The sequence below is a fragment of the Nonomuraea sp. NPDC049607 genome, assembly GCF_040675375.1.
Classification (GTDB): Bacteria; Actinomycetota; Actinomycetes; order Streptosporangiales; family Streptosporangiaceae; genus Nonomuraea.
Window position 1 is genome coordinate 305,923 of record NZ_JBFAOV010000003.1, and the last position, 25,292, is coordinate 331,214.

23 protein-coding genes are annotated in these 25,292 nt (G+C 71.2%); 18 read left to right on the top strand and 5 right to left on the bottom strand.

The window, feature by feature from the left end:
- The first annotated feature begins 31 nt into the window (after positions 1 to 31).
- From AB0J97_RS08760 to AB0J97_RS08770, 3 genes are all read left to right on the top strand, one after another.
- The gene (locus AB0J97_RS08760) at positions 32 to 838 is read left to right on the top strand and encodes an ABC transporter ATP-binding protein (RefSeq protein ID WP_357702580.1); all 807 of its coding nucleotides are present in this window, start codon (positions 32 to 34) and stop codon (positions 836 to 838) included.
- Positions 835 to 2,466, top strand: coding sequence for a hypothetical protein (locus AB0J97_RS08765; RefSeq protein ID WP_364086304.1), 1,632 nt, complete (start codon positions 835 to 837; stop codon positions 2,464 to 2,466). Before AB0J97_RS08760 ends, AB0J97_RS08765 begins: the two co-directional genes overlap by 4 nt.
- Positions 2,467 to 2,579: 113 nt before the next feature.
- On the top strand, positions 2,580 to 5,156 hold the full coding sequence (locus AB0J97_RS08770) for a phosphoenolpyruvate carboxylase (RefSeq protein ID WP_364086662.1): 2,577 nt from the start codon (positions 2,580 to 2,582) through the stop codon (positions 5,154 to 5,156).
- A 50-nt stretch (positions 5,157 to 5,206) separates the two neighbouring features.
- Here AB0J97_RS08770 and AB0J97_RS08775 read toward each other — a convergent pair whose 3' ends face one another.
- Entirely contained in the window at positions 5,207 to 6,286 is a 1,080-nt protein-coding gene (locus tag AB0J97_RS08775; RefSeq protein ID WP_364086306.1) for an epoxide hydrolase family protein, read from the bottom strand.
- A 161-nt stretch (positions 6,287 to 6,447) separates the two neighbouring features.
- Here AB0J97_RS08775 and AB0J97_RS08780 point away from each other — a divergent pair, with 161 nt between their 5' ends.
- On the top strand, positions 6,448 to 8,262 hold the full coding sequence (locus AB0J97_RS08780; RefSeq protein WP_364086308.1) for a hypothetical protein: 1,815 nt from the start codon (positions 6,448 to 6,450) through the stop codon (positions 8,260 to 8,262).
- A gap of 64 nt (positions 8,263 to 8,326) precedes the next feature.
- On the opposite strand, the gene fdhD is transcribed toward AB0J97_RS08780, so the two are convergent.
- Positions 8,327 to 9,169, bottom strand: a complete 843-nt coding sequence (fdhD, locus tag AB0J97_RS08785) for a formate dehydrogenase accessory sulfurtransferase FdhD (RefSeq protein ID WP_364086310.1) — start codon at positions 9,167 to 9,169, stop codon at positions 8,327 to 8,329.
- The gene (locus AB0J97_RS08790) at positions 9,166 to 11,370 is read right to left on the bottom strand and encodes an FdhF/YdeP family oxidoreductase (protein WP_364086312.1); all 2,205 of its coding nucleotides are present in this window, start codon (positions 11,368 to 11,370) and stop codon (positions 9,166 to 9,168) included. Before AB0J97_RS08790 ends, fdhD begins: the two co-directional genes overlap by 4 nt.
- An 84-nt stretch (positions 11,371 to 11,454) precedes the next feature.
- Here AB0J97_RS08790 and AB0J97_RS08795 point away from each other — a divergent pair, with 84 nt between their 5' ends.
- The 10 genes from AB0J97_RS08795 (at position 11,455) to AB0J97_RS08840 (ending at position 19,316) form a co-directional block, all read left to right on the top strand.
- Complete coding sequence (locus tag AB0J97_RS08795; protein WP_364086315.1) at positions 11,455 to 12,276, top strand: biotin--[acetyl-CoA-carboxylase] ligase; 822 nt, start codon at positions 11,455 to 11,457, stop codon at positions 12,274 to 12,276.
- A 46-nt stretch (positions 12,277 to 12,322) separates the two neighbouring features.
- On the top strand, positions 12,323 to 12,841 hold the full coding sequence (locus AB0J97_RS08800) for a PH domain-containing protein (RefSeq protein ID WP_357702594.1): 519 nt from the start codon (positions 12,323 to 12,325) through the stop codon (positions 12,839 to 12,841).
- Positions 12,842 to 12,924: 83 nt separating this feature from the next.
- On the top strand, positions 12,925 to 13,842 hold the full coding sequence (locus tag AB0J97_RS08805; protein ID WP_364086664.1) for an adenylate/guanylate cyclase domain-containing protein: 918 nt from the start codon (positions 12,925 to 12,927) through the stop codon (positions 13,840 to 13,842).
- 15 nt (positions 13,843 to 13,857) lie between these two features.
- On the top strand, positions 13,858 to 14,943 hold the full coding sequence (locus AB0J97_RS08810; protein ID WP_364086317.1) for an S-(hydroxymethyl)mycothiol dehydrogenase: 1,086 nt from the start codon (positions 13,858 to 13,860) through the stop codon (positions 14,941 to 14,943).
- A complete protein-coding gene (locus AB0J97_RS08815) occupies positions 14,944 to 15,564 on the top strand; it encodes an MBL fold metallo-hydrolase (protein ID WP_364086319.1) in 621 nt (206 codons plus the stop codon).
- A 120-nt stretch (positions 15,565 to 15,684) separates the two neighbouring features.
- Positions 15,685 to 15,861 carry a (2Fe-2S)-binding protein gene (locus tag AB0J97_RS08820; RefSeq protein ID WP_125632481.1) on the top strand — a complete coding sequence of 59 codons (177 nt, stop codon included), beginning with the start codon at positions 15,685 to 15,687 and terminating at the stop codon, positions 15,859 to 15,861.
- 25 nt (positions 15,862 to 15,886) lie between these two features.
- Positions 15,887 to 16,372, top strand: a complete 486-nt coding sequence (bfr, locus tag AB0J97_RS08825; protein WP_357702600.1) for a bacterioferritin — start codon at positions 15,887 to 15,889, stop codon at positions 16,370 to 16,372.
- Positions 16,373 to 16,507: 135 nt separating this feature from the next.
- A complete protein-coding gene (locus AB0J97_RS08830; RefSeq protein ID WP_357702602.1) occupies positions 16,508 to 17,047 on the top strand; it encodes a hypothetical protein in 540 nt (179 codons plus the stop codon).
- A gap of 318 nt (positions 17,048 to 17,365) precedes the next feature.
- Complete coding sequence (locus tag AB0J97_RS08835; protein ID WP_043620820.1) at positions 17,366 to 18,034, top strand: response regulator transcription factor; 669 nt, start codon at positions 17,366 to 17,368, stop codon at positions 18,032 to 18,034.
- Between the two features lie 4 nt (positions 18,035 to 18,038).
- Positions 18,039 to 19,316, top strand: a complete 1,278-nt coding sequence (locus AB0J97_RS08840; protein WP_357702604.1) for an ATP-binding protein — start codon at positions 18,039 to 18,041, stop codon at positions 19,314 to 19,316.
- On the opposite strand, the gene AB0J97_RS08845 is transcribed toward AB0J97_RS08840, so the two are convergent.
- Positions 19,300 to 19,776 (bottom strand): GtrA family protein, encoded by a 477-nt coding sequence (locus AB0J97_RS08845; RefSeq protein ID WP_364086323.1) that lies wholly within the window; start codon positions 19,774 to 19,776, stop codon positions 19,300 to 19,302. The genes AB0J97_RS08840 and AB0J97_RS08845 overlap by 17 nt on opposite strands.
- A gap of 227 nt (positions 19,777 to 20,003) precedes the next feature.
- Between AB0J97_RS08845 and AB0J97_RS08850 the strand changes: the two genes are divergently transcribed.
- From AB0J97_RS08850 to purE, 3 genes are read left to right on the top strand one after another with little or no spacing between them, the layout of a single operon-like run.
- Complete coding sequence (locus AB0J97_RS08850) at positions 20,004 to 20,777, top strand: hypothetical protein (RefSeq protein WP_364086326.1); 774 nt, start codon at positions 20,004 to 20,006, stop codon at positions 20,775 to 20,777.
- Between the two features lie 42 nt (positions 20,778 to 20,819).
- Entirely contained in the window at positions 20,820 to 21,968 is a 1,149-nt protein-coding gene (locus AB0J97_RS08855) for a 5-(carboxyamino)imidazole ribonucleotide synthase (RefSeq protein WP_364086328.1), read from the top strand.
- Between the two features lie 20 nt (positions 21,969 to 21,988).
- Positions 21,989 to 22,465 (top strand): 5-(carboxyamino)imidazole ribonucleotide mutase, encoded by a 477-nt coding sequence (gene purE, locus AB0J97_RS08860; RefSeq protein WP_357702729.1) that lies wholly within the window; start codon positions 21,989 to 21,991, stop codon positions 22,463 to 22,465.
- A gap of 180 nt (positions 22,466 to 22,645) precedes the next feature.
- Here the strand turns inward: purE and AB0J97_RS08865 are convergent, their stop codons facing one another.
- Positions 22,646 to 23,959, bottom strand: a complete 1,314-nt coding sequence (locus AB0J97_RS08865; RefSeq protein WP_357702612.1) for a UDP-glucose/GDP-mannose dehydrogenase family protein — start codon at positions 23,957 to 23,959, stop codon at positions 22,646 to 22,648.
- A 123-nt stretch (positions 23,960 to 24,082) separates the two neighbouring features.
- On the opposite strand from AB0J97_RS08865, the gene AB0J97_RS08870 reads away from it, so the two are divergent.
- Positions 24,083 to 25,246 (top strand): acyl-CoA dehydrogenase family protein, encoded by a 1,164-nt coding sequence (locus AB0J97_RS08870; RefSeq protein ID WP_364086331.1) that lies wholly within the window; start codon positions 24,083 to 24,085, stop codon positions 25,244 to 25,246.
- Positions 25,247 to 25,292: the final 46 nt, after the last annotated feature.

A 25,292-nucleotide genomic window follows, 5' to 3' on the forward strand; every position in this document is an offset into this window, starting at 1 on the left:
TTAGGCTAGCCCGTCCTCCTAGAGTGGATCCATGACGGATGCGGTTCGCTCCCACGGCCTCTACAAGCGCTACGGCGCCCAGGTCGCGGTGGCCGGGGTCGACCTCGTGGTGCCGGCGGGCAGCTTCGCGGGCCTGGTCGGTCCCAACGGGGCAGGCAAGACGACCACGCTGAGCATGATCACCGGGCTGCTGCGGCCCGACGGCGGCCAGGCGGCGATCGACGGGCTCGACGTCTGGCGCGACCCCGTCGCCGTCAAGGCGCGCATCGGCGTGCTGCCCGAGGGGCTGCGGCTGTTCGAGCGGCTGTCGGGCCGCGAGCTGCTGCTCTACAACGGCCGGCTGCGCGGCATCCCCAAGGCCGACGTCGAGCAGCGCGCGGGCGAGCTGCTCGACGTGATGGACCTGACCGGGGCCGCCGACAAGCTCGTCGTCGACTACTCCACCGGCATGCGCAAGAAGATCGGGCTGGCCGCGGCGCTGCTGCACAACCCGTCCGTGCTGTTCCTCGACGAGCCGTTCGAGGGGGTCGACCCGGTCAGCTCCAACACCCTCACCGAGGTGCTGCGGCGCTTCACGGCCTCCGGCTCGACCGTCATCTTCTCCAGCCACGTCATGGACCTGGTCGAGCGGCTGTGCGACTGGGTGTCGGTGATGAGCGGCGGCCACATCGTCGCGCAGGGGCCGCTCGACCAGGTGCGCGGCGGCTCCAGCCTCAACGAGGCGTTCATGCGGCTGGTCGGCGGCTCCCGCGCCCACGGCGAGGCGGGCCTGAGCTGGCTCGGCGCCAAGCCCGGCGAGCAGCGCCCGGCCGCGCCCGCCCCCCAGGACACCCCGTGAGCGCCCCCGGGCCGTTCGCGGCGACCTCCGGCGGGCAGTCCGCCGCCGTCACCGGCTCGCCGACGGCCACGGCCGCGCTCTTCGCCCGGCTCAAGCTGCGCCTGCTCGCCGGCAACCTGCGCGGCGACGTCCAGCGCAAGCTCGGCTTCGTCTTCACCCTGCTCGCCGCGGCCGGCCTGGCCGTGGTCGGGTTCCTGCTGATGAGCCTGCTCAGGCTGGCGCCCTCCGACGTCGCCGCCGAGCTGGTGATCGTCGCGTTCGCGGTCTTCCTGGTGAGCTGGATGATCGTGCCGCTGCTGGCGTTCGGGCTGGACGACACGCTCGACCCGGCGCGGTTGTCGCTGTTCCCGCTGCGTACGCGCGAGCTGGCCGTCGGGCTGTTCACCGCGTCCGCGACGGGCGCGTGGCCGCTGGCCATGCTGGTCATCACGGCCGGCGCACTGGTCGGGCTGCCCACGGGCGTCGGGGGCGTGCTGCTGGGCGTGCCCGCGGTGCTGCTGCAGTTCGCGCTCTGCGTGGTGACGTCGCGGCTGATCACCACCTCGCTGTCCGGCGCCCTGCGCAGCCGGCGCGGTCGTGACGTGCTGGCCGTGGCCGCCCTGTTCGTGGTGCTGCTGGCGCAGCTGCCCAACCTGCTGATGAACCGCGGCATCGGCGACCCCGCCGCGATGCTCCACCGGCTGGCCGGCGTCCTGCGGTGGACGCCGCCGGGCATGGCCGCGCACGCCATGGCCGACGGCGGCCTGGTCGGCGTGGCGGAGCTGGCCGCCGTCGCGGTGCTCGTGGTCGTGCTGGCCTGGTTGTGGATCAAGGCGCTGGGCCGGGCCCTGGTGTCGCCGGACGCCTCCACGCAGGCGGCCTCCGTACGCCGGCGGCGGGGGCTCGCCGACCGGTTCCTGCCCGACGGGCCGCTGGCGGCCGTGGTGACCAAGGAGCTGAAGTACATCAGGCGGGAGCCCAGGTTCCGCGTGGGCTGGTTCTCCTCGGTCGTGGTGACCGTCATCCTGGCGTTCTCGCTGAACAACGGCACGCAAGGGCAGGCGGGGCCGGTGCTGCCGGTGCTGATCACCGGCATGGGCGCGCTGATGATCTCGCTGCAGTCGGGCAACGCGTTCGGCATCGACGGGCGTTCCCTGTGGATGAACGCCGTGGCCTTCGGCTCCGAGGAGGACCTGCGCCGCGACCTGGCGGGCCGCCATCTGGCCAACTGCCTGGTCGCCGCGCCGCTGCTGCTGCTCGTGGCGGTCGCCGCGGCGCTGTTCACCGGCAGTCCGCAGGCCGTCGTGCCGGCGTTCCTGACCGGGCTGGGCGCGCTCGGCGTCGGGCTCGGGGTCGGCTCGGTGACCAGCGTGACGATCCCGTACACGCTGCCCGAGCGGATGAACGCCTTCAGCGGCGCCGCGCCCGGCCAGGGCGGTCAGGCGTTCGCGTCGTCGATCGGGGCGATGCTCGGGATCGTGCTGATGTCGCTGCCGATCGTGGTGCCGCTGCTGTTCGGGTTGTTGTGGGTGTCGGCGCTCGCGCCCTTCTACGGCCTGCTGATCGAGGTGCTGGGCCGACGCCTCGCCGGCAAGATCGGATTCCCCCGGCTCCCCGAGTTGCTGGCGGCGGTGTCCAAGCCCAGCTAGTGAGTGGTCTAGTCCAATGGGCGAGACCGCCATGCGGTCGCCGAAAGCGACTCGCTACCCTTCGAAGCATGATTGACCAGGGGCTCGAGCGTCGTAGTGCCGCCGTGACCGAGATGCCTGACGAGCTGCGCCATGACGTGCGCATGCTCGGCAAGCTGCTCGGTGAGGTGATCGCCGAACAGGGTGGCGAAGACCTGCTGGCAGACGTCGAACGGTTGCGCAAAGCCGTCATCGCGGCGCGCAGAGGCGAGATATCCGCTGACGAGATCACCGACATGGTCGCCGGATGGGAGATCGAGCGGGCGGTGGCCGTCGCCCGCGCGTTCACCTGCTACTTCCACCTGGCGAACCTGGCCGAGGAGCACTACCGCATCCGTACGCTGCGCGAACGCGACGCCGAGGGGAGGGTGCAGCGGGAGTCGCTGGCGCAGGCCGTCCACGAGCTCGGCAACGAGCGCGTGCGCGAGCTGCTTCAGGGCCTGGAGCTGCACCCGGTGCTGACCGCGCACCCCACCGAGGCGCGCAGGCGCGCGGTCGTCACCGCCATCCAGCGGGTCAGCGGCCAGCTCACCGAGTACAACACACCCGGACGCGGCGCTTCGGAGCGCGCCGAGAGCAGGCGCCGCCTGCTGGAGGAGATCGACCTGCTGTGGCGTACGGCCCAGCTCCGCTCCACCAAGCTCGACCCGCGCGACGAGGTCCGCACGGCCATGGCCGCCTTCGACGAGACGCTGTTCCGGATGGTGCCCCAGGTCTACCGCTCGCTCGACGCGGCGCTCGACGCGGGCACCGGCACCCGTCCGCCGCTGGCCAGGCCCTTCATCCGGTACGGAAGCTGGATCGGCGGCGACCGCGACGGCAATCCCAACGTCACCGCCAAGGTCACCCGCGACACCATCCAGATCCAGTCCGAGCACGTGCTGACCGCCCTGGAGACGGCCTGCACCCGCATCGCCCGTACGCTGACCGCCTCCGTCCAGTTCTCGCCCTGCTCGGCCGAGCTGAAGGGCGCGCTGGCCGCGGCCGTCGACGCGCATCCCGAGCTGGTCTCCGAGCTGGCCACCCGGTCGCCGCGCGAGCCGCACCGCCAGTGGCTGCTGTTCGTGGCCGCCCGCATCGCCGCCACCCGCCACCGTGACCTCGACCTCGCCTACCGCTCGCCCGCCGAGCTGCTGACCGACCTGCGGCTGGCGCAGGAGTCGCTGGCGCTCAGCACGCCGCGGCAGGCGTACGGGGAGTTGCAGCACCTGGTCTGGCAGGTCGAGACGTTCGGCTTCCACCTGGCCGAGCTGGAGGTGCGCCAGCACTCGCAGGTGCACGCGGCGGCCCTGGAGGAGATCAGGGCGGGCGGCGAGCTGTCGGAGCGCACGGAGGAGGTGCTGGCCACGATCCGGGTGATCGCCTGGATCCAGGAGCGGTTCGGCGTCACGGCCTGCTCCCGCTACGTGGTCTCCTTCACCCGCTCGGCCGACGACATCGCGGCCGTCTACGAGCTGGCCGGGCACGCCTTGGGCGACCGGGCGCCGGTGCTCGACGTGGTGCCGCTGTTCGAGTCCGGCCAGGACCTGGCGAACTCGCCGGGCGTGCTGAGCGGCATGCTGGAGATCCCGCAGATCCAGGACCGCCTGGCCACGACCGGCCGCCGTATGGAGATCATGCTCGGCTACTCCGACTCGGCCAAGGAACTTGGCCCGGCGGCCGCCACCCTGCGCCTGTACGAGGCGCAGGAGGAGCTGACCGTGTGGGCGCACGAGCACGACGTTCAGCTGCGCATGTTCCACGGCCGCGGCGGCGCGCTCGGCCGCGGCGGCGGCCCGGCCAACCGGGCGGTGCTGGCACAGGCGCCGGGCTCGGTCGCGGGCCGCTTCAAGGTCACCGAGCAGGGCGAGGTCATCTTCGCTCGTTACGGGCACATCGCCATCGCCCGCCGCCATCTTGAGCAGGTCACCAACGCCGTGCTGCTGGCCTCCTCGCCCACGGTCGGCGCGCGTACGGCGGCCGCCGCCGAGCGGTTCCGCGGCCTGGCCGAGCAGGTCGCGACGGCTTCGGAGGAGGCCTACCGGGCGCTCACCGAGGCTCCCGGGTTCCCCGAGTGGTTCGCGCTGGTCAGCCCGCTGGAGGAGATCGGCTCGCTGCGGCTCGGATCCCGCCCGGCCCGCCGCGGCCTGGGCGCGCCGCGTTCGCTGGACGACCTGCGGGCCATCCCATGGGTGTTCGCCTGGGCGCAGACCCGCGTCAACCTGCCCGGCTGGTACGGCCTCGGCACCGGCCTGGCCGCCGTCGGCTCCCTCGACGAGCTGCGCGCGGCCTACGCCGAGTGGCCGCTGTTCAACGCGATGCTGGACAACGCCGAGATGTCGCTGGCCAAGACCGACCGCTCGATCGCCAAGCGCTACCTCGCGCTCGGCGGCCGGGACGACTTCGCCCGCCAGGTGCTGGAGGAGTACGACCGCACCCGCGAGCTGGTGCTGCGGGTGACCGGGCACACGCGGCTGCTGGAGAACCGCAAGGTGCTCTCGCGGGCCGTGCAGCTGCGCGACCCGTACGTGGACGCGCTGTCGCACCTGCAGCTCCGGGCGTTGCGCGCGATGCGTACCGAGGATCTGTCGGAGCAGGAGCGCGAGCGGCTGTCCACGCTGCTGCTGCTGTCGGTCAACGGCGTGGCCGCCGGCCTGCAGAACACGGGCTGAGCACGCGCGGACGGCCCGGCGGGGGGCCGGGCCGTCCGAAGCGCGGGAGTTCAGCGCAGGCTGTCGAAGAAGGCCGTGATGTCGGAGGTGAGCGCCTCCGTGGCGGTGTGGGCCGTGTAGTGGCCATGGGCGGGGGCGGGCAGCGTCTTCCACGAGACGATCGCGCTGTGGTCGCGCTCGGCGAAGCGGCGGATCGACTTGAAGTCGCCCTCGGCCATGGCCAGCGCGGTCGGGGTGGTCGTCGGCTCCTGCGGCTGCTCCATGCGGGCGTTCTCCCAGTAGAGCCGCAGGGCCGAGCCGGCGGTGCCGGTGAACCAGTGGATCGAGGCGTTGGTCAGCACGAAGTCGTCGTCCAGGTCCTCGTCGAAGAGCTGGGCCAGCCAGCCCACGAGCCCGGCGGGGGAGTCGGCGACGGCGTGCGCGAGCGTCTGCGGCTGCTGCGACTGCAGGACGTTGAACGCGCCCTTCTCCTTCCAGAACCAGTCGAGCACGGCCAGCCCGGCCTGGTCCTCCTCGCTCAGGTCCGCGAACTCGGCCGGGTCGCCGGAGGGGAAGGAGAAGACCTGGGTGACGTGCACGCCCGCGACGTGCTCGGCGTCGATCCTGCCCAGCTCGGGGGAGATCATCGAGCCGCCGTCGTTGCCGACGGCGCCGTAGCGCTCGTAGCCGAGACGGGCCATCAGCTCGGCCCAGGCCCCGGCGATGCGCCGGTTGTTCCAGCCGAGCTCCTTGGTCGGGCCGGAGAAGCCGAAGCCGGGCAGCGACGGGACGACCACGTGGAAGTGGCGAGACAGCGGCTCGATCGCTTCGAGGTATTCGGCGACGGTGCCCGGCCAGCCGTGGGTGAGGATCAGGGGCAGGGCGTCGGGGTTGTCGGAGCGTACGTGGATGAAGTGGATGTTCTGTCCGTCGATCTCCGTCGTGAACTGCGGGTACGCGTTGAGCCTGGCCTCCTGGGCCCGCCAGTCGAAGCCGGACTGCCAGTGGGCCACCAGGCGCTTGACCCGATCGACGCCCACGCCCTGGTCGGCGCCGGGGATCTCGTCGGTGAAGCGGGTCCGTGCGAGCCGGGACAGCAGGTCGTCGAGGTCGGCCTGGGAGATCTCGATGCGGAACGGGCGGATGCTCATGAGGGGTCCTCTCGACCGAAGAAGCGGAACGGCTTGTTCTGTTCCAACTATAGCAGAACGGAATGCTTCATTCCACAAGCTGTCGCAAGAGGGATCCAAGTGACTTCCAAGGCTCACTGAGCAGCATGGGGGCTTTGACAAGTGCAGAAAGGGACCCCCTCATGAAAAGGACAGCCTTGCTGCTGGGCACGGTGCTGCTCGGCAGCCTGCTGGCCGCTCCTCCAGCCCTGGCCGCCGCCGCGCCGGCGACCTCCGTCACCCGGGTCAAGGCCGCCCCCGCCGACCGCACGGGCGAGTGCCCCACGACGGTGGCCTTCGCCGCCACGGTGGCCGCCAAGGGCAAGGGCACCGTGCGCTACCGCTGGGTGCGCGGTGACGGCAGCAAGAGCGCCATCAGGAGCTTCCGCGTCAACGGCGCGCGCAAGGTCGTCGTGAGGGACCGCCAGACGTTCGACCGCGACACGTCCGGCTGGCAGGCCGTGGAGGTGCTCGGCCGGCGCGGCCTGTCGGCCAAGGCGCGCTTCCGCGTCTCCTGCACCGGATCCCCGCAGCGGTACGACGTGGTCAACCCGCTGCCCGCCCAGCCGGACCGGCCGCTGGTGGCGGCCGCGAGCGTGCAGGCGAGCCCGTCCCGCCACGACGGCGCCTGCCCGGCCACCGTGACGTTCACCGCGACCATCCAGGTCTCGCGCACCCCGGCCAAGGTCGGCTACCAGTGGATCGACAGCGCCACGGGCGAGGGCGCGGTCGAGTCGATGTACTTCGCCGGCGGCGGTCCGCGCAGCAGGCAGGTCACGCTGCCGCTGGCCGTGGGCACCTCGACGGCCGGCTGGCGGGCCGTACGGATCCTCAACGCCGGCGGCCACGACTCCGGGCGGGCCTCGTACGACGTGACCTGCCGCGTCACGCCCGGCCCCGAGCCCACCAGGACGCCGACGCCGAAGCCCACGCTGACGCCCACCCCGACGCCCACGACGTCCTCGACCCCCAGGCCGACGACGACCTCCGAGCCCCCGGCGCAGCAGCCGCAGGCCGCGATCACCGCCCTGACGCCCGGCGACTACCAGGGCTACTGCGACGAGCCCGTCGCCTACCAGGCCACCGGCCGCCTCACCCTGCCGGCGGGCCCGGCGGCCAGCGTCGGCTACTGGTGGAGCCTGGACGGCACCGAGTGGCAGCACCAGACCGTGAGCTTCCCGGCCGCCGGCCAGACCAGGACGCAGGACGTCACCGCCGCCTGGAGCCTCGACCAGTCGAAGACCGGCACGCACAAGCTGGCCCTGACCACCCGGCCCGCCTCGGCCCAGGCCGCCGAGCGCACCTTCGCCCTCTCCTGCACGACCGACCCCGACCCGGCCAAGCTGGCCATCCCCTACATGCTGACGCCCGTCTACCGGGGCGACTGCGGCACCGGCTCCATCGGCCTGCGCGCGGACGCCCGGATCACCACCGACCGCGACGCCGAGGTCCGCTACCGCATCGTCGTGGACGGCAAGCCCGGCCCGGTCAGGACGCAGGACGCCAAGCCCGGCAGGGCCCAGTCGATCGGCGACCTGTTCTACATCAGCCCCAAGGAGTCCGGCGGCGGCGTCATCCGCATCGAGGTGCTGAACCACAACAAGCTGGTCAAGGAGAAGCCGTACACGGTGACCTGCGTGCCGCAGGACCCGTCGCCGGGGACCGTGCGGATCAGCGAGTTCTGGCCGGTGCACTACTTCGGCGACTGCGCCGAGGCGCCGTACGTGACCGCCCACGGCGCCTTCCGCGCCGCACCGGACACCGAGATCACCTGGCGCTGGGTCATGGACGGCAAGCCGACGGAGGCGGTCACGTACAAGACCAACAGCGGCGGGCTCCTCCAGGTGCAGGCCGCCTACTGGAACCGGGACACGAAGACCTCCGGCGTGGTCCGGCTCGAAGTGCTGAACCACAACAAGCCCTCCATCGAGGGCACCTATCCGGTGACCTGCGAATAGCCCTCACACAAGCCGCCCTGATCATCCTGGGGTCCCCGTCATCGCGAGAGGAGCCCCAGGATGATCAGGACGTGACGACCCGCTCCTGACCGGCGTAGACGTTGCAGCGCTCGCCGCGCAGGAACCCCACCAGCGTCATCCCGAACTCCCTGGCCAGATCGACGGCCAGGGACGAGGGCGCCGACACCGCGCACACCGCCGGGATGCCGGCCGCCAGCGCCTTCTGCATGATCTCGTAGCTGGCCCGGCCGCTGACCATGAGCACGTGCCCGGCCAGCGGCAGCCGGTCGGCCAGCGCCGCCCAGCCGACCAGCTTGTCCACCGCGTTGTGCCGGCCGACGTCCTCGCGCAACGCCAGCAGCGTGCCGGTCGCCGTGAACAGGCCCGCCGCGTGCAGCCCGCCGGTCTTGCCGAACACGCCCTGGGCCTCGCGCAGCGCGCCCGGCAGGCCGTAGAGGACCTCGGGGGTGAGTTCGAGCGAGCCCCGGGGGATCGGCTTGCACCGGCCGTGCAGCGCGTCGAGACCGGCCGAGCCGCAGACGCCGCACGCGCTGGAGGTGAGGAAGTGCCGGTCGAGCGCGGGCAGGTCGGGCACCGGGCCGTGCAGGCGGACGGTGACGGTGTTGTAGCGGGCCTCGGGCGGCAGGTCCTCGTCCGTGCAGTACGCGATGGCCGCGATCTCGCCCGGCCCGGCCAGCCCCTCGCCGCTCAGGAACCCGGCGGCCAGCTCGAAGTCGTGCCCCGGCGTGCGCATGGTGATGGCGATCGTCTTGCGCGTGCCGTCGTCGCCGGTGAGGCGGATCTCCAGCGGCTCCTCCGTGGCCAGGTCGTCGCGCCGGTCGCGGGCGCCGGAGCCGGCCAGCTCGGTGATGCGGACGCGGGTGGTCGGCCCGGGACGCGCCGTCACAGCGGCCGCACGGTGACGAGGGCGTTGTAGTCGGGGATGCGCGCCTGTGGCGAGCGGCGGGCCTCGTCGAGCAGGACGTTCCCCTCCGGCCAGTGGATCTGCAGGTTGCCCGGCATCACCGGGGCACGCAGCACCTTGCCCTGGTAGGAGCGCTCGCCGGCGCGCAGCTCGACCGGGGCGCCGTCGGCCAGCCCGAGCCGGTCGGCGTCGTACGCGCTCATCAGCACGGCCTCGCGGGCCGCGCCGTTGAAGCCGTCGAGCCGCTCGTGGACCATGCTGTTGAACTGCTTGCCGCGCCTGGTCGCGACCTTGAACGTGCCGTCGGGGCGCTCCAGGGCGGGCGGCTCGACCACGGAGAAGACGGCCAGCCCGTCGGGCGTCTGGAAGCGGCCGTCGGCGAAGAGGTGGCGGCCGCCGTACTGGACGTTGTCCCCGAACTTCCGCAACCCGGAGATGCCCTGGTAGAACGGCACGACCTGCTCGATCTCCGCACGGATCTGCGGAGTGCCGGTGAACCGTACATGGTCGGCTATCTCCGGACGGGTGCGCGCGGCCAGCTCGGAGAAGATCTTCCACTCCGGCCACGCCTCGCCGACGCGCGGCCCCTCGACCTCGGGCGAGAAGATGATCCGCCGCTCGGTGGAGGTCTCGGTCACGCCGCCGACCATCTCGTAGCGCGTCTGGGCGGGCAGCAGCAGCACGTCGCCCTCGCCCGGCACGAGCATCTGCGAGGACAGCACGATGTCGATGTGCACCCGCAGCCCCAGCCTGGACAGCGCCTCGCGGCAGTAGGCCGGGTCGGGCAGGACCTCCAGGAAGTTGCCGCCGGAGGAGACGAGCGCGTCGAGCTCGCCCCGGTGGGCCGCGTCGATCATGTCGGTCGCGGTCAGGCCGGGCGTGTCGGGCACCTGGAAGCCCCACAGGTCGGTGAACTTGGCGGCGTTGGCGGACGTGATCGGCAGGCCGCCGGGGTAGCCGGTCGCGTACGCCCCCATCTCGGCCCCGCCCTGCACCCCGCTGTGCCCCCGGATCGGCATCAGCCCGCACTTGTCGCGCCCGACGAAACCCCGGGCCAGCGCCAGGTTGACGATCGCCCGGACGTTGTCCTCGCCGTAGGCGTGCTGCGTGATGCCCATCGACCAGACCAGGACGGCCGAGCGCGCCTTGCCGAGCAGCTCGGCCAGCCGGAACATCTGCTCCTTGGTGGCCCCCGAGAGCGCTTCGAGCTCGGCCCACGACTGGGACTCGACGGCCTTGCGCGCCTCCTCGAACCCGGACGTCCGCCCGGTCACGAACGCCTTGTCCACCCAGTCGTTCTCGATCAGGTGCTTGAGCACGCCGTTGAGGAAGCCGATGTCGCCGCCGACGTTCACGCCGAAGAACTCGTCGGTGATCTTCGTGCCGAACAGCGCGGACTCGGCGTTGGAGGGCACCCAGTACTTGTCCATGCCCGGCTCGCGGTAGGCGTTGACCATGGCGATGCGGGTGCCGGCCTTCTTGGCGTGGTAGAGGTACTTCATCGCGACCGGCTGGTTGTTCGACGGGTTCGAGCCGATGAAGACGATCAGGTCGGAGCCGATCCAGTCGGTGTAGGAGCAGGTCGTGGCCGCCGCGCCGATGGTCTGCTTGAGCGCGACCGTCGAGGGCGAGTGGCAGATGCGGGCGGCGTTGTCGACGTTGTTCGTGCCGAGCGCCCGCACCGCCTTCTGCGCCGCGTAGTAGTTCTCGTTGGGCACCCCGCGGCTGGTCAGGTACGTGCCGAACCGCGCGCCGCGCAGCCCGTCGGCCGCCACCCGCAGCGCCTCGTCCCAGCCGATCCGGGTGAAACCGGGCTCACCGGCCCGCCGCAGCATCGGGTACGGCAGCCGCCCCAGCTCCCGCAGCTCCGCGCTCTTGCGCCCGGCCAGCCCCGAGACGTCGCGCAGCAGCGACACGTCGAGCGCGGGCATGGTGTTGAGCGGCAGCAGGCGCAACCTGATGTTGCACAGGTGGATCTCGTCCATCGTCCAGTCGCGCATGCCGTGCGTGCCGAGCGCGCAGCCGTCGCAGGTGCCCTGGTTGAGAATGCGCCAGGCGTAACGCCTGTTCCCCTTGACCGACCTGAACGCCTTCCACAGCTCCAGGTAGTTGTTCGGCTTGCGCAACCCGAGGCCGAAGGGCCGCCACGATGCCCAGTTGCGAGGGTCAGGACGTCTGCTCATCCCCCCATCTTTACCCCTCAGGCGCACTTCGAGACAGCCGGTGCGGTGCCACGACCTCGGTACGGGGTCGGCCAAGATAGGGGGATGGCCACCTCGCGCTACTCCGACCTCGACCGCCCGCCGCTCTCGGAGGCCGCGCTCAACCGCGCCCTCGTGCGCCCGGGAACCCTGTGGACCGGCGTCACCGTCGTCGAGACCACCGGCTCGACCAACGCCGACCTCGCCGTGGCCGCCCAGGCCGGGGCCGAGCAGGGCCGGGTGCTGGTGGCCGAGTCGCAGGTCGCCGGCCGGGGCCGGCTCGACCGCGCCTGGTCGGCGCCGCCGCGCTCGGGGCTGACGTTCTCCGTCCTGCTCAGGCCCACGGCGCCGGTCGCCGCCCAGGGGTGGCTGCCGCTGCTGTACGGCGTGGCCGCCGCCTCGGCCGTACGCCGGCTGGCCGAGGTCGACGTGCGCCTCAAGTGGCCCAACGACCTGCTGGTGGGCGAGCGCAAGCTGGCCGGGGTGCTGGCCGAGCGGGTCGACGACGCCGTCGTCATCGGCATGGGGCTCAACGTCTCCCTCCGCGCCGAGGAGGCGCCGGTCGAGACGGCCACGTCCCTGGCCATCGAGGAGGCGGCCTGCGTCGACCGCGACCCGCTGCTGCGGGCCGTGCTGCGCGAGGTCGAGAGCCACTACCGCGAGTGGGAGGCGGAGGGCGGCGACGCCGAGGCCGCCGGGCTGCGCGCCGCCTACCTGGCCGTCAGCGCCACGGTCGGCCGTGAGGTGCGCGTGGAGCTGCCGGGCGACCAGGTGCTGACCGGGCAGGCGACCGGCATCGACGGGTCCGGCCATCTGCAGGTGACGTCCGGCGGCGAGCGCTACACGCTGGGCGCGGGCGACGTCGTGCACGTGCGGGCCGCCCGATAGGCCAGCGGCGTAGCCGCTCGGCCGGGTTGGTGGCAGCATGTGCGGCATGACCCTTCCCGACCACCATCTGACGCAGGGTGAGCGGCGCGTCCGATCCTTCCATCCCCACTGGAAGCGCCTCGTCGGCCCGTTCTTCGCGCTGATCCTCATCGCCGCGGCAGCGGGTGCGGCCCTGTACTTCTTCCCCACCACGTGGGGGGAGAGCGTCACCTCCTACGGCAGGATCGCCGTCGTCGCCATCGCCCTGATCCTGCTGACGATCTTCTCGTTCGTGCCCTACCTGCAGTGGAAGAACACCGGTTACAACCTGACGACCCACCGCTTCACGATCAGCATGGGCGTGCTCAACAAGTCGACCGACGAGATCCCCATGGCCAAGGTCAACACCGTCAGCTCCGACCAGACGTTCCTGGAGCGCATGCTCGGCTGCGGCACGCTGACCGTCGAGTCCGCGGGCGAGAGGGGCCAGATCGTGCTGCGCGACATCCCGCACATCCAGGACGTCCGCATGGACCTGTTCAAGCTGGTGGAGGACGCGTCCGACGGAGAGATCGACGGCCGCTGAGTTGGCGTAGCCTGCTGATCGTGAACGCCACCCAACCGCCCGGCAGGCCGACCGCCGAACAGATCGAGCGCACGCTCGTCGGCATGCCGGCCCGCCACACGCGCGCGCAGGTCGCGGCCGGGGCCGGGGTGTCGCAGGAGCTCGCCCAGCGCATCTGGCGGGCGCTCGGCTTCGCCCAGTTCCCCGACGACGCCGTGGCGTTCAGCGACGCCGACGTGGCCGCGCTGCGCCGGGTGCGCAGCCTGCTCGACGGCGGCCTGCTCGACGAGCAGGCCGTCATCCGCATGGCCCGCGCGCTCGGCCAGACCACCGCCAGGCTGGCGCAGTGGCAGGCCGAGATCGTGATCGGCACGATGCTCCCGGACGCGCCCGCCGACGCCGACCTGAGCGGCGTCCTCGACACCGCCAAGGCCCTGCTGCCCGACTTCGAGCACCTGCTGGTGCACGTCTGGCGCGCCCAGCTCGCCGCCGCGGGCACCCGGCTGCTGGCCGTCGCCGACGACCAGGCCGAGCGGGCGCAGGGCCGCGTGTCGATCGCCGTCGGCTTCGCCGACCTGGTCTCCTTCACCCGGCGGTCGCGCGAGCTGGACGAACGGGCGCTGGCCTCGCTGGTCGAGGGCTTCGAGTCGCGCGCCGCCGACGTGGTGGCCGCGCACGGCGCGCGGCTGGTCAAGACGCTCGGCGACGAGGTGCTGTTCGCCGCGCCCGCCCCGGCCCAGGCCGCGGCGATCGCGCTCGACCTCGCCGACAGCCTGGAGCTGCGCATCGGCATGGCGTACGGGCCCGTCGTGCCCATGATGGGCGACGTGTTCGGCACCACCGTCAACCTGGCCGCCCGGCTCACGGCCATCGCCAGGCCGGGCACGATCCTGGTCGACTCCGAGCTGGCCGAGGGCCTGGCCGGAGCGCCGGACGGGATCGAGGTCCACAAGATCAGAAGGCGTCCGGCAAGAGGTCTCGGCGTGGTCCAGCCCTATGTCTTGCGGAGATCATCCTCCTGACACAAGATGGCTGCCATGCCGTACGAAGTGCAGGGCGTGATCGCCCGCGGTAAGGGCCAGGAAGTTTCGCTGGAGACGGTGGTCGTCCCCGACCCCGGGCCGGGCGAGGCGGTGGTGAACGTGCAGGCCTGCGGGGTCTGCCACACCGACCTGCACTATCGCGAAGGCGGGATCAACGACGACTTCCCGTTCCTGCTGGGCCACGAGGCGGCGGGCACGGTCGAGGCCGTCGGCGAGGGCGTGACCGGGCTGGAGCCCGGCGACTTCGTGATCCTCAACTGGCGCGCGGTGTGCGGCCAGTGCCGCGCCTGCCTGCGCGGCCGGCCCTGGTACTGCTTCGCCACCCACAACGCCACCCAGAAGATGACCCTCAAGGACGGCACCGAGCTGTCGCCCGCGCTCGGCATCGGCGCGTTCCTGGAGAAGACCCTGGTGGCGGCCGGGCAGTGCACGAAGGTGTCGGCCGAGGCGCCGGCCCAGGTCGCGGGCCTGCTGGGCTGCGGCGTGATGGCCGGCATCGGCGCGGCGATCAACACCGGCGGCGTGACGCGCGGCGACACCGTGGCCGTGATCGGCTGCGGCGGGGTCGGCGACGCGGCGGTTCTGGGGGCGTCGCTGGCCGGGGCGTCCCGGGTCATCGCCGTCGACGTCGACGACCGCAAGCTGGAGTGGGCCCGCGGGTTCGGCGCGACGCACACGGTCAACTCGCGCGAGAACGACCCGGTCGAGGCGATCCGCGACCTGACCGGCGGGTTCGGCGCGGACGTGGTGATCGACGCGGTCGGCCGGCCGGAGACGTACGAGCAGGCGTTCTACGCCCGCGACCTGGCCGGCACGGTGGTCCTGGTCGGCGTGCCGACGCCGGAGATGCGGCTGGAACTGCCGCTGCTCGACGTGTTCGGCCGCGGCGGCGCGCTGAAGTCGTCCTGGTACGGCGACTGCCTGCCCTCGCGGGACTTCCCGATGCTGATCGACCTGTTCCTGCAGAACCGGCTGCCGCTCGACCGGTTCGTCACCGAGACGATCGGGCTCGACCAGGTCGAGGAGGCGTTCGCCAAGATGCACCGCGGCGAGGTGCTGCGCTCGGTGGTGATCCTCTAGATGATCGACCGCGTCATCACCTCCGGCACGTTCTCGCTCGACGGCGGCACCTGGGAGGTCGACAACAACATCTGGCTGGTCGGCGACGCGCGCGAGGTCGTGATCATCGACGCCGCACACGACGCCGAGGCCATCGCCGCGCGGGCGGGCGGGCGCCGGGTCAAGGCCATCGTGTGCACCCACGCCCACAACGACCACGTCAACGCCGCCGCCCGGCTGGCCGAGCTGACCGGGGCGCCGATCCGGCTGCACCCCGCCGACCAGGTGCTCTGGGAGCAGGTGTACGGGCCGGAGGTGACGTACACGCCGCTGGCCGACGGCGAGAAGATCTCGGTGGGCGGGGTGGCGCTGGAGGTGCTGCACACGCCGGGCCACTCGCCGGGGGCGGTCTGCCTGCACGCCGCCGACGCGGGCGTGCTGTTCAGCGGTGACACGCTGTTCAAGGGCGGCCCGGGGGCGACCGGGCGGTCGTACTCGTCGTTCGACACGATCATCGAGTCCATCGCCGGGCGGCTGCTGTCCCTGCCGCCCGAGACGGTCGTGCACACCGGTCACGGCGACTCCACGTCCATCGGGGCCGAGGCCCCGCACCTGGAGGAGTGGCGGGCGAGAGGCCACTGACCTGGGGGTGAGCCCACTGTGACGCCTCTAACATAGGCAAGCCTTACCGAAGTGAGCTATCTTAGGTGTGCCTAACCTAAAGGCATCCCCTTCTGCTCGCTTTGAGAGGCCTGTCGCCGGATGTACGTGTGCATATGTCGTGCTGTGACCGAGAACGAGGTCCACGACTGCATCGCCTCCGGGGCGAAGAGTGCGAAGCAGATTCGCGACACCACTGGTGCCGGTGGGGACTGTGCCCGTTGTGTACGGAAGATCTGTGCGATCCTGAAGCAGTCTGAAGAACTGACGACCGCATAGCCGTACCGCGACGAGGGGCCCGTTCATGCAGGGCGACAAGCAGATCATCGAACTCCTCAACGAACAGCTGACCGCCGAGCTCACGGCGATCAACCAGTACTTCCTGCACGCGAAGATGCAGGAGAACTGGGGATACACCAGGCTGGCCAAGCACACGCGCGACGAGTCCTTCGAGGAGATGCGCCACGCCGAACGGCTGACCGACCGCATCCTGTTCCTCGAGGGGCTGCCCAACTACCAGCGCCTCGGCACGCTGCACATCGGCCAGACCGTCGAGGAGCAGCTCAAGGCCGACCTTGAGGTGGAGCTGGCGGTGGTCGAGCGGCTCCGGCCGGCGATCCAGCTGATGAGGGAGAAGGGCGACATCACCTCCGCCCGCATCTTCGAGGACATCCTTGAGGACGAAGAGGAGCACATCGACTACCTGGAGACCGAGCTGGGCCTGATGCGCAGCCTGGGCGAGCAGCTCTACCTCGCCCGCTACGCCGAACCCCCCTCGGTCGACGACTAGAGCCACGCTCTCTCCGGCCCCGCCGCCCCTACGGGCAGCGGGGCCGTCGCCTTTCCGCCGCCCACCGGCCGGCCGAGGCGGCCTGACGGATACTGGGGAAGGCGAGCCCCGGACACCTGTGAGGGAGTGGTCTCCATGCTCTATCTCTTCGGCTTCGAGCGCATCGGCGTGGCCGTCAGCGACCTGTACTTCGTCGACCCCGACCCCGGGGAGCACCAGGAGGGCGCCGAGCACGGTGTGCGCCTGGAGATCCGCAGGCTCGCGCCGGGCGAGCTCAAGGGGTCGATCTACTCGGCCCGTCCCATCGTCGTCGACCAGCTCGTCTGGCGGGTCGACCTGCTGGAGTCCGTCGACGGCACGCCGGGCAGCTTCGACCGTACGCACCACCACCCCGGCTCCAGCGGCTGGGAGCCCGACCGGCGGGTGTTCGACGAGGAGCTGTCGGCCGAGCCGCTGAAGTGGCTGGGGGAGCGGCTGGCCGACCTCGACGGCGTGCTGCGGCAGTCGGGCGTCGATCCCGCCGAGGTCGGCCCGGACGACGCGGCGAGCCTGCGCGAGACCGCCCCCGAGATCGTCGACACGGTCCGCCGCCTGCTCGACCGGGTACACGCCGGCGAGCTGGGCACCGCACCGGCCGGTGGCCCGGCCACGTCCGTCCGGGCGAGCTGGCTCTGAGCAGCCCCTGACCGGGGTGTCGCGCCCCGGATGCCGGTCACGTGCGACGGTGTCCGGGGTGCCGGGGTTCGTCCAGCGGTAGCCCGGTACGCGTGGCGCGCGGCGCGCCGGACGGCGGATCCTGCCCGCAGGGACGGGCTTACGTGATGTGATCGGAAAGCCTGGAGCGCTTTGTGATTTCCCCTCGACAATCGCGGTAATTTAATCACGACTAACCCTTATTTAGCTTCGTTTGCCCAGGTCAATGGATAGGTCAACGACAAGTCAAACCGCGCGCTGTGCCCGGGAAACGATCGCCTAAGGACCTACGATCGCTCCATGACCTGCGTACTTCTCGCCGAGGATGACACCTCGATCTCCGAGCCACTCGCGCGTGCGCTACGCCGCGAGGGCTATCAGGTAGAGGTGAGCCCCGACGGCCCGCAGGCCCTGGAGAGGGCTCTGTCGGGCGGCATCGACCTCATTGTTCTCGACCTCGGGCTGCCAGAGATGGACGGCCTGGAGGTCGCCCGCCGGATCCGCGCCGAAGGGCACGGCACCCCGGTGCTCATACTCACGGCCCGCGTGGACGAGGTCGACACCGTCGTCGGCCTCGACGCCGGCGCCGACGACTACGTGACCAAGCCGTTCCGGCTGGCCGAGCTGCTGGCCCGGGTGCGCGCGCTGTTGCGGCGCGGCACGTCGGAGACCCCGGTCGTGCAGGGGGTGCGCATCGACGCCGACTCCCGCCGCGCCTGGATGGGGGAGAAGGAGCTGCACCTGACGACCAAGGAGTTCGACCTGCTGCGGGTCCTGGTCCGCGACGCGGGCAAGGTCGTCACCCGCGAGCAGATCATGCGCGAGGTGTGGGACACCAACTGGTGGGGTTCGACCAAGACCCTCGACATGCACATCTCCTGGCTGCGCCGCAAACTCGGCGACGATGCCGCCAAGCCCCGCTACATCACGACAGTCCGGGGAGTCGGCTTCCGGTTCGAACGCGAGTAGGCGCATGCGCCGTCGACTGCTCTCCTCCACACTGGTCGTCGCGGTCATCGCGGTCCTGTTGCTGGGGGTCCCCCTGGGCGTCGTGGTCAGCCGCCTGATCGTCGACGAGGCGGCTCAGGAGCTCGGGGCGGAAGCCAAACGCCTCGTGGGCGAGGTCGAGTACGCCCGCGTCCAGGAGACCCCGCTCGATCCGCAGCAACTGGAGCAGAAGTACCCGGGCAGGTACATCCAGATCTGGGAACGCGGAACCCCTCTCAGGGTGACCGTCGTCGGCACCGCGCCGGCGTCGGGCCACCTGATGACCGAGGACGCACAGACCAACACCGGCGTCTATGTCCGCATAAGTCGTGACAGAGACCAGGTCGAGCGGGACGTGCGGGCCAGGCTGCTGCTGATCGTGGCCCTGGCCGTCGCGGCACTCGCGGTGGCCGTGAGCCTGGCCGTCGTACAGTCGCGCAGGCTGACGTTGCCCCTGCAGGACCTGGCGAAGATCGCCGAACGGCTGGGGTCGGGCGACGCGCGGCCGAGCAAGCACCGCTACGGCATCCCCGAGCTCGACCGCGTGGCCCAGGTGCTCGACCGCAGCGCCACCCGCATCTCCGACCTGCTCACCCGCGAACGCGAGTTCGCCACCGACGCCTCCCATCAGCTCCGCACGCCCCTGACCGGCCTGACCATGCGTCTGGAGGAGATCGTCGCCGCCTCGAACGAGCCGGAGGTCGTCCGCGAGGAGGGCGAGGCGGCCATCGTGCAGGCCGAGCGGCTGACCGCGGTGATCGACGAGCTGCTGGCGGCGGCCCGTCGCCAGCGCCACGCCCAGGCCGAGCCGGTCGCCATCGACGAGGTGCTCGTGCAGCAGGTCACCGAGTGGGAGCCGGTCTTCCGCGAGGCGGGCCGCACGCTGCACCTCGACGGCACCCGCGGCCTGAAGGCGATGGCCACCACCGGCGGCTTCGGCCAGGTCATCGCCTCGCTGCTGGAGAACTCCCTGCGCCACGGCGGCGGCACGGTCACCGTCACCACCACCAGCGGCGACAACTACATCGTGATCGAGGTCTCCGACGAGGGCCCCGGCATCGCCGACGAGATCGCACCCAAGATCTTCGAACGGAACGTCAGCGGCGGCGGAGGCACCGGCCTCGGGCTCACCCTCGCCCGGGCGCTGGCCGCGGCCGACGGCGGGCGGCTGGAACTGGTCCGGCGCCGCCCGGCGACGTTCGCCATCTTCCTGCGCCCGGCGGAGGAGGACAGCAGGAACCGCGTGGTCAGCGGTCCTGCCTGACCTCGGGCAGCTCGACCGGGATCGGCTCGGTGGCCTCCAGGAACACCCACTTCTTGTACGACCAGTAGCGGAACAGCGTGCCGAGCCCGACGCCGGCGAAGTTGGCGATGTTCAGGCTGAGGCCGTCGTGCAGCTGGAGGGTGTACTTGGTGAAGCCGATCACCAGCAGGCCGAACAGCAGGGCGACGCCGTTGAGCAGGAAGAACAGGAAGTATTCGCGGCCGAGGCCGCTCTGCTCGCGGTGGCGGAAGGTCCAGAAGCGGTTGCCCAGGTAGGCGAAGGTGGCCGAGAGCGTGGTGGCCACGACCTTGGAGGTGAGCGGACCCCACTCGAAGCCGAGCAGGAAGAGGTTGTAAACACCGGTGTCGAGCAGGAAGGCGACGGCCCCGATGCTCCCGAACTTGGCCAGCTCGTGGACCAGGGACTCGAACCGCTGGTAGAGGCGCTTGGCAATCTCCACGTCCGCGCTCGGTCCTTTCCCTAGTCGAGACTGACCAACTCAGCGTACCGGCGATGTCGTACGGCCGGTGTCAGGGGGCGGAACATACCCCGCAAAGACGACTTCTAGAAATATCGTCTTATTGGCGGCATTTCTGAAAGATCGGCATTACGCTGCCGTTCAGATCGCGGGCGGGCCCGCGATGTCGGACCTGCCGCTCCAGACGGCCGCCCTCCCGGGAGCCACCTGTGCCGCTTCGACTGCTCGCGTTGGTGCTGGCCCTGCTCACAGCGGGCTGTGGCACGACCGGCGGCGCCCCGGTGCTCCAGGAGGACCGCACGACTGCCCCGGCAGCCGCACCACGGGTCGACCCGGCGACCGCCGAGCAGGCGTTCTCGCTGCTCCGGCAGGTCGACGAAGCCTGGCGGCGGCGGGACTGCGCCGCCGTACGGGAGCTGACCACGTGGGCGGAGCGGACGCTGGACGGCCGTGCCTGCGAGGCGACCCGGAACGGCCGTCCAGCCCTCCCCGCCGACCCCGTCCACCTGCTGCCCGACGAAGGCGACTGGTTCGCCGCGCTGGCCCGCGAGCCCACGCCCGCGTACTACCTGTTCTTCCTGGAGGACGGACGCTGGCGGCTGGGCGCCGGACCGGTCCCCGTGCCCGGCGAGCCGGCGCGGGAGGCCGTCGAGGCGCCGTCGTCGCTGGTCAGGCAGGCTCGCCTGGTGCCGCAGCGGCACCTCACGTACCTCACCGACCCGGCCGGGGTGGCGGGGGTGCGCTTCCCGTCCGGCGATCCGCTGCGCGGCCTGCTCAAGGACGTCACCGCGCGGCGCGCCGACGTGGAGCTGTACGGCACCCGTACCCTCGCGATCCCGGTGGCCGCCGGTTCCGTCCTGGTCTTCGACGCCCTGCGTCTGACGTACGAGGGCGGGCGTACGGACCTGGTGGTGATGGCCAGCCTCGTCGGCGCGGGCAACCGGATCAGGACGCTCGGGCTGCGCCGGGCCCGCGCGAGTTGACAACGGCGAGGTAGTCGTTCCGTCCCGGTAAGCTCACCTCACGTGAGTTCCTACAGTCCCATCGGGCCGGTCGTGGGTGTGGTCGGCGCCGGCCAGCTCGCCCGGATGACGCAGCAGCCCGCCATCGCGCTCGGGGTCGAGCTGAGGGTGCTGGCCGCCGCCGCCGGCGAGAGCGCCGCACGGGTGATCGTCGACACCCGGGTCGGCGACTACCGCGACCTGGCCGATCTGCGCGCGTTCGCCCAGGGGTGCGACGCGATCACGTTCGACCACGAGCACGTGCCGACCGAGCACATCAGGGCCCTGATCGCCGACGGCCACGCCGTGCACCCGGGCGCCGACGCGCTCGTGCACGCCCAGGACAAGGCGGTCATGCGCGAGCGGCTGACCGCGATCGGCGTGCCCTGCCCCGCCTGGGCCCGGGTCGCCTCCGCCGAGGACGTCTCGGCGTTCGCCGGCGAGCACGGCTGGCCGGTGGTGCTGAAGTCGGTGCGCGGCGGCTACGACGGGCGCGGCGTGTGGGTCTGCCGCACGCCCGAAGAGGTGGCCGAGGCGTTCGCGACCGGCGTCGAGCTGATGGCCGAGGCGTTCGTGCCGTTCGAACGGGAGCTCGCGGTGCTGGTGGCCCGCTCGCCCCACGGGCAGGGCGTCAGCTATCCGGTCGTGGAGACCGTGCAGCAGGACGGCATCTGCGTCGAGGTGCTCGCCCCCGCCCCCGGCATGGACCCCGAGGACGCCGCCGTCGCCCAGCGCATCGGCCTGAAGATCGCCCACGAGCTGGGCGTGACCGGGCTGCTGGCGGTGGAGCTGTTCCAGACGGCCGACGGCCTCGTGGTGAACGAGCTGGCCATGCGCCCCCACAACAGCGGCCACTGGACGATCGAGGGCTCGACCACGTCCCAGTTCGAGCAGCACCTGCGGGCCGTGCTCGACCTGCCGCTCGGCTCGCCGTCGATGACCGCCCCCGTCGTCGTCATGGCCAACCTGCTGGGCGGCGACGACCCCGACCTGTTCAAGCGCTACGAGCACGTGCTGGCCCACGACCCCGGCATCAAGCTGCACTTCTACGGCAAGGAAGTGCATCCGGGCCGCAAGATCGGCCACGTCACGGCTCTGGGCTCCGACCTCGACAAGGTCCGAGCCCGCGCCCGCCACGCCGCCGTCTACCTCATGACCGGGGAGTACACGTGACAGAGCGCATCGGGATCGTCATGGGGTCGGATTCCGACTGGCCCGTGATGAAGGCCGCGGCCGAGGCCGTGGCGGAGTTCGGGGTGCCGTTCGAGGCGGACGTCGTCTCGGCCCACCGCATGCCGGTCGAGATGATCGAGTACGGGCGGCAGGCGGCCTCCCGCGGCATCCGGGTGATCATCGCGGGCGCCGGCGGCGCGGCACACCTGCCGGGCATGCTGGCCTCGGTGACGCCGCTGCCGGTGATCGGGGTGCCGGTGCCGCTGAAGTACCTCGACGGGATGGACTCGCTGCTGTCGATCGTCCAGATGCCGGCCGGGGTGCCGGTTGCCACGGTCGCGGTCGGGGGCGCGCGTAACGCGGGGCTGCTGGCCGTACGCATCCTCGGGGCCTCCGACGCCGGGCTGCGTGAGCGCATGGAGGAGTTCCAGGGGCGTCTCAAGGAGCAGGCGTACGCCAAGGGCGAGAAGCTGCGCGCGGAGGCCGCTGAGCTCTGAGCATGCAGCTCAGAGCCGTACAGGCCCTTTCAGGACGGGCGCCCAGGAGGTCTTGTCTCCGGGCGCCCGGGGGTGTTTCTGCGGGTGTCGGGAGGTCTTGTCTCCGGGCACCCGGGTGTCTTTTGCGGGCGCCGGGAGGTCCTGCTCCGGGCACCCGGTGAGCTACGGCGGGCGCAGGGGCTACGGGCGGCCGAGTGCCCGGTAGTGCCAGCCGGCCGAGCGCCACACCTCGGCGTTGAGCGCGTTGCGGCCGTCGACGATGCGCCGGGTCGCGACCACCGCGCCCAGCTCCTCCGGATCGAGCTCCAGGAACTCTTTCCACTCCGTCAGCAGCAGCACCACGTGCGCTCCACGGACCGCGTCGACGGCCGACTCGCCGTAGTTCAGCTCCGGATGAGCTTTACGAGCGTTGTCGAGCGCGATCGGGTCGTAGACGGTGACCTGTCCGCCCTGGTGGCCGATCGTCACGGCGACGTCGAGGGCGGGGGAGTCGCGAATGTCGTCCGAGTTCGGCTTGAAGGCCGCGCCCAGCACGCCGACCGTGCACCCGTGGAACGAGCCGCCCGCCAGCTCCCTGGCCAGGTCGACCATGCGGGCACGCCGGCGCATGTTGATCGCGTCGACCTCGCGCAGGAACGTCAGCGCCTGGTCGGCCCCCAGCTCGCCGGCCCGTGCCATGAAGGCCCTGATGTCCTTGGGCAGGCAGCCGCCGCCGAAGCCGAGCCCGGCGTTGAGGAAGCGCCCGCCGATGCGGTCGTCGTACGAGAGCGCCTCGGAGAGCTGCTTGACGTCGGCGTGCGCGGCCTCGCAGACCTCGGCCATGGCGTTGATGAAGGAGATCTTGGTGGCGAGGAAGGCGTTGGCCGCCGTCTTGACCAGCTCGGACGTCGCGAAGTCGGTCACCACGAACGGGACCTCCCCGAGCGGCGCGTACACGTCGCGCAGCACCTTCTCGGCCCGTTCCGAGCGCACGCCGAGCACGATGCGGTCGGGGTGGAGGGTGTCCTCGACCGCGAAGCCCTCGCGCAGGAACTCCGGGTTCCACGCCAGCTCGACGCCGACGCCCGCGGGGGCCAGGCGGGCGAGCTTGTCGGCCATGCGCTCGGCGGTGCCGACCGGCACGGTGGACTTGCCCACGACCAGGCACTCGCGGTCGAGGAGCGGCGCGAGCGATTCGATGGCGTTTTCCATGTACGACACGTCCGCGGCGTACTCGCCCTTCTTCTGGGGCGTGCCGACGCAGACGAAGTGCACGTCACCGAAGGCGGCGACCTCTTCGTAGGAGCTGGTGAAGCGAAGACGTCCGGAGTCGAGCCCACGGCGGAGCACGGGTTCCAGCCCGGGCTCGTGAATGGGGAGCTCACCGTTGTTCAGCCGGCGGATCTTGTCCGCGTCAATGTCGAGGCCAAGGACTTCGAATCCGAGATCAGCCATGCAGGACGCATGCGTGATGCCCAGGTATCCGGTCCCGATCACCGTGAGGCGATATGGCACGAGCGAGCTCCTTTCGATCGCCAGGCATGCTACCGGCCTTCGCTACCTCCTTCGTGCCACCTGCACCTGTTCGCAAACCGTACTAGCTGGTAACAAAGTGCTCGGACGTCCTAGTATCTATGCATGAGCTTCCCTCTCTATGCGCCCGCCGAAGAGCACGACATGCTCAGGGAGACGGTCCGCGCCCTGGCCGACGAGAAGATCGCGCCGCAGGCCGCGGCGGCCGACGAGTCCGAAGAGTTCCCCTGGGACGTCTACAAGGCCCTCGTCGCCGCCGACCTGCACGCCGTACACGTTCCCGAAGAGTACGGGGGCGCAGGGGCTGACGCGCTGGCCGCGGTGATCGTCATCGAGGAGGTCGCACGGGCCTGCGCGTCGTCCTCGCTCATCCCGGCGGTCAACAAGCTGGGCACCGTGCCGCTCCTGCTCTCGGCGTCCGAGGAGCTCAAGCAGCGTTACCTGAAGCCGGTGGCGAGGGGCGAGGCCATGTTCTCGTACGCGCTGTCCGAGCCGGAGGCGGGCTCCGACGCCGCCGCCATGAAGACCCGCGCCGTTCTCGACGGCGACCACTACGTGCTCAACGGCACCAAGATGTGGATCACCAACGCCGGCGTCTCCGAGTACTACACGCTGATGGCCGTGACGGACCCGTCCGCGGGCGCCCGGGGCATCTCCGCCTTCGTGGTGGAGAAGTCCGACGAAGGGGTCTCCTTCGGGCCGAAGGAGAAGAAGCTCGGCATCAAGGCCTCGCCGACCCGCCAGGTGATCCTGGAGAACGTCCGCATCCCGGCGTCCCGCATGATCGGCGAGCCCGGCACCGGCTTCAAGACGGCCCTCGCCACCCTCGACCACACCCGCGTCACCATCGCCGCCCAGGCACTGGGCATCGCCCAGGGCGCCCTGGACTACGCGATCGGCTACGTGAAGGAACGCAAGCAGTTCGGCCGCGCGATCGGCGACTTCCAGGGTTTGCAGTTCATGATCGCCGACATGGCGATGAAGCTGGAGGCCGCCAGGCAGCTGACCTACCGCGCCGCCGCCAAGAGCGAACTGGCCATGCACGGCCGGCCGCAGAAGGACCTGACCTTCCTGTCGAGCGCCGCCAAGTGCGCCGCCTCGGACGCCGCCATGGAGATCACCACGGACGCGGTGCAACTCCTGGGCGGATACGGGTACACGAAGGACTTCCCGGTGGAACGCATGATGCGCGACGCCAAGATCACCCAGATCTACGAGGGCACCAACCAGATCCAGCGCATGGTGATGGCCCGCCAGCTCCTCAAGTAACCCTTGACTCGCGAAAACCCCGCCTGCTTGTCGGGCATGGCGGGGC

Bases quoted from the DNA above. Each gene is read 5' to 3' on its own strand.
- AB0J97_RS08760 (WP_357702580.1), top strand. From the start codon at position 32: ATGACGGATGCGGTTCGCTCCCACGGCCTCTACAAGCGCTACGGCGCC.
- AB0J97_RS08770 (WP_364086662.1), top strand. From the start codon at position 2,580: ATGCCTGACGAGCTGCGCCATGACGTGCGCATGCTCGGCAAGCTGCTC.
- AB0J97_RS08775 (WP_364086306.1), bottom strand. From the start codon at position 6,286: ATGAGCATCCGCCCGTTCCGCATCGAGATCTCCCAGGCCGACCTCGAC.
- AB0J97_RS08780 (WP_364086308.1), top strand. From the start codon at position 6,448: ATGAAAAGGACAGCCTTGCTGCTGGGCACGGTGCTGCTCGGCAGCCTG.
- AB0J97_RS08790 (WP_364086312.1), bottom strand. From the start codon at position 11,370: ATGAGCAGACGTCCTGACCCTCGCAACTGGGCATCGTGGCGGCCCTTC.
- AB0J97_RS08795 (WP_364086315.1), top strand. From the start codon at position 11,455: ATGGCCACCTCGCGCTACTCCGACCTCGACCGCCCGCCGCTCTCGGAG.
- AB0J97_RS08800 (WP_357702594.1), top strand. From the start codon at position 12,323: ATGACCCTTCCCGACCACCATCTGACGCAGGGTGAGCGGCGCGTCCGA.
- AB0J97_RS08805 (WP_364086664.1), top strand. From the start codon at position 12,925: ATGCCGGCCCGCCACACGCGCGCGCAGGTCGCGGCCGGGGCCGGGGTG.
- AB0J97_RS08810 (WP_364086317.1), top strand. From the start codon at position 13,858: ATGCCGTACGAAGTGCAGGGCGTGATCGCCCGCGGTAAGGGCCAGGAA.
- AB0J97_RS08815 (WP_364086319.1), top strand. From the start codon at position 14,944: ATGATCGACCGCGTCATCACCTCCGGCACGTTCTCGCTCGACGGCGGC.
- AB0J97_RS08820 (WP_125632481.1), top strand. From the start codon at position 15,685: ATGTACGTGTGCATATGTCGTGCTGTGACCGAGAACGAGGTCCACGAC.
- bfr (WP_357702600.1), top strand. From the start codon at position 15,887: ATGCAGGGCGACAAGCAGATCATCGAACTCCTCAACGAACAGCTGACC.
- AB0J97_RS08830 (WP_357702602.1), top strand. From the start codon at position 16,508: ATGCTCTATCTCTTCGGCTTCGAGCGCATCGGCGTGGCCGTCAGCGAC.
- AB0J97_RS08835 (WP_043620820.1), top strand. From the start codon at position 17,366: ATGACCTGCGTACTTCTCGCCGAGGATGACACCTCGATCTCCGAGCCA.
- AB0J97_RS08840 (WP_357702604.1), top strand. From the start codon at position 18,039: ATGCGCCGTCGACTGCTCTCCTCCACACTGGTCGTCGCGGTCATCGCG.
- purE (WP_357702729.1), top strand. From the start codon at position 21,989: ATGGGGTCGGATTCCGACTGGCCCGTGATGAAGGCCGCGGCCGAGGCC.
- AB0J97_RS08870 (WP_364086331.1), top strand. From the start codon at position 24,083: ATGAGCTTCCCTCTCTATGCGCCCGCCGAAGAGCACGACATGCTCAGG.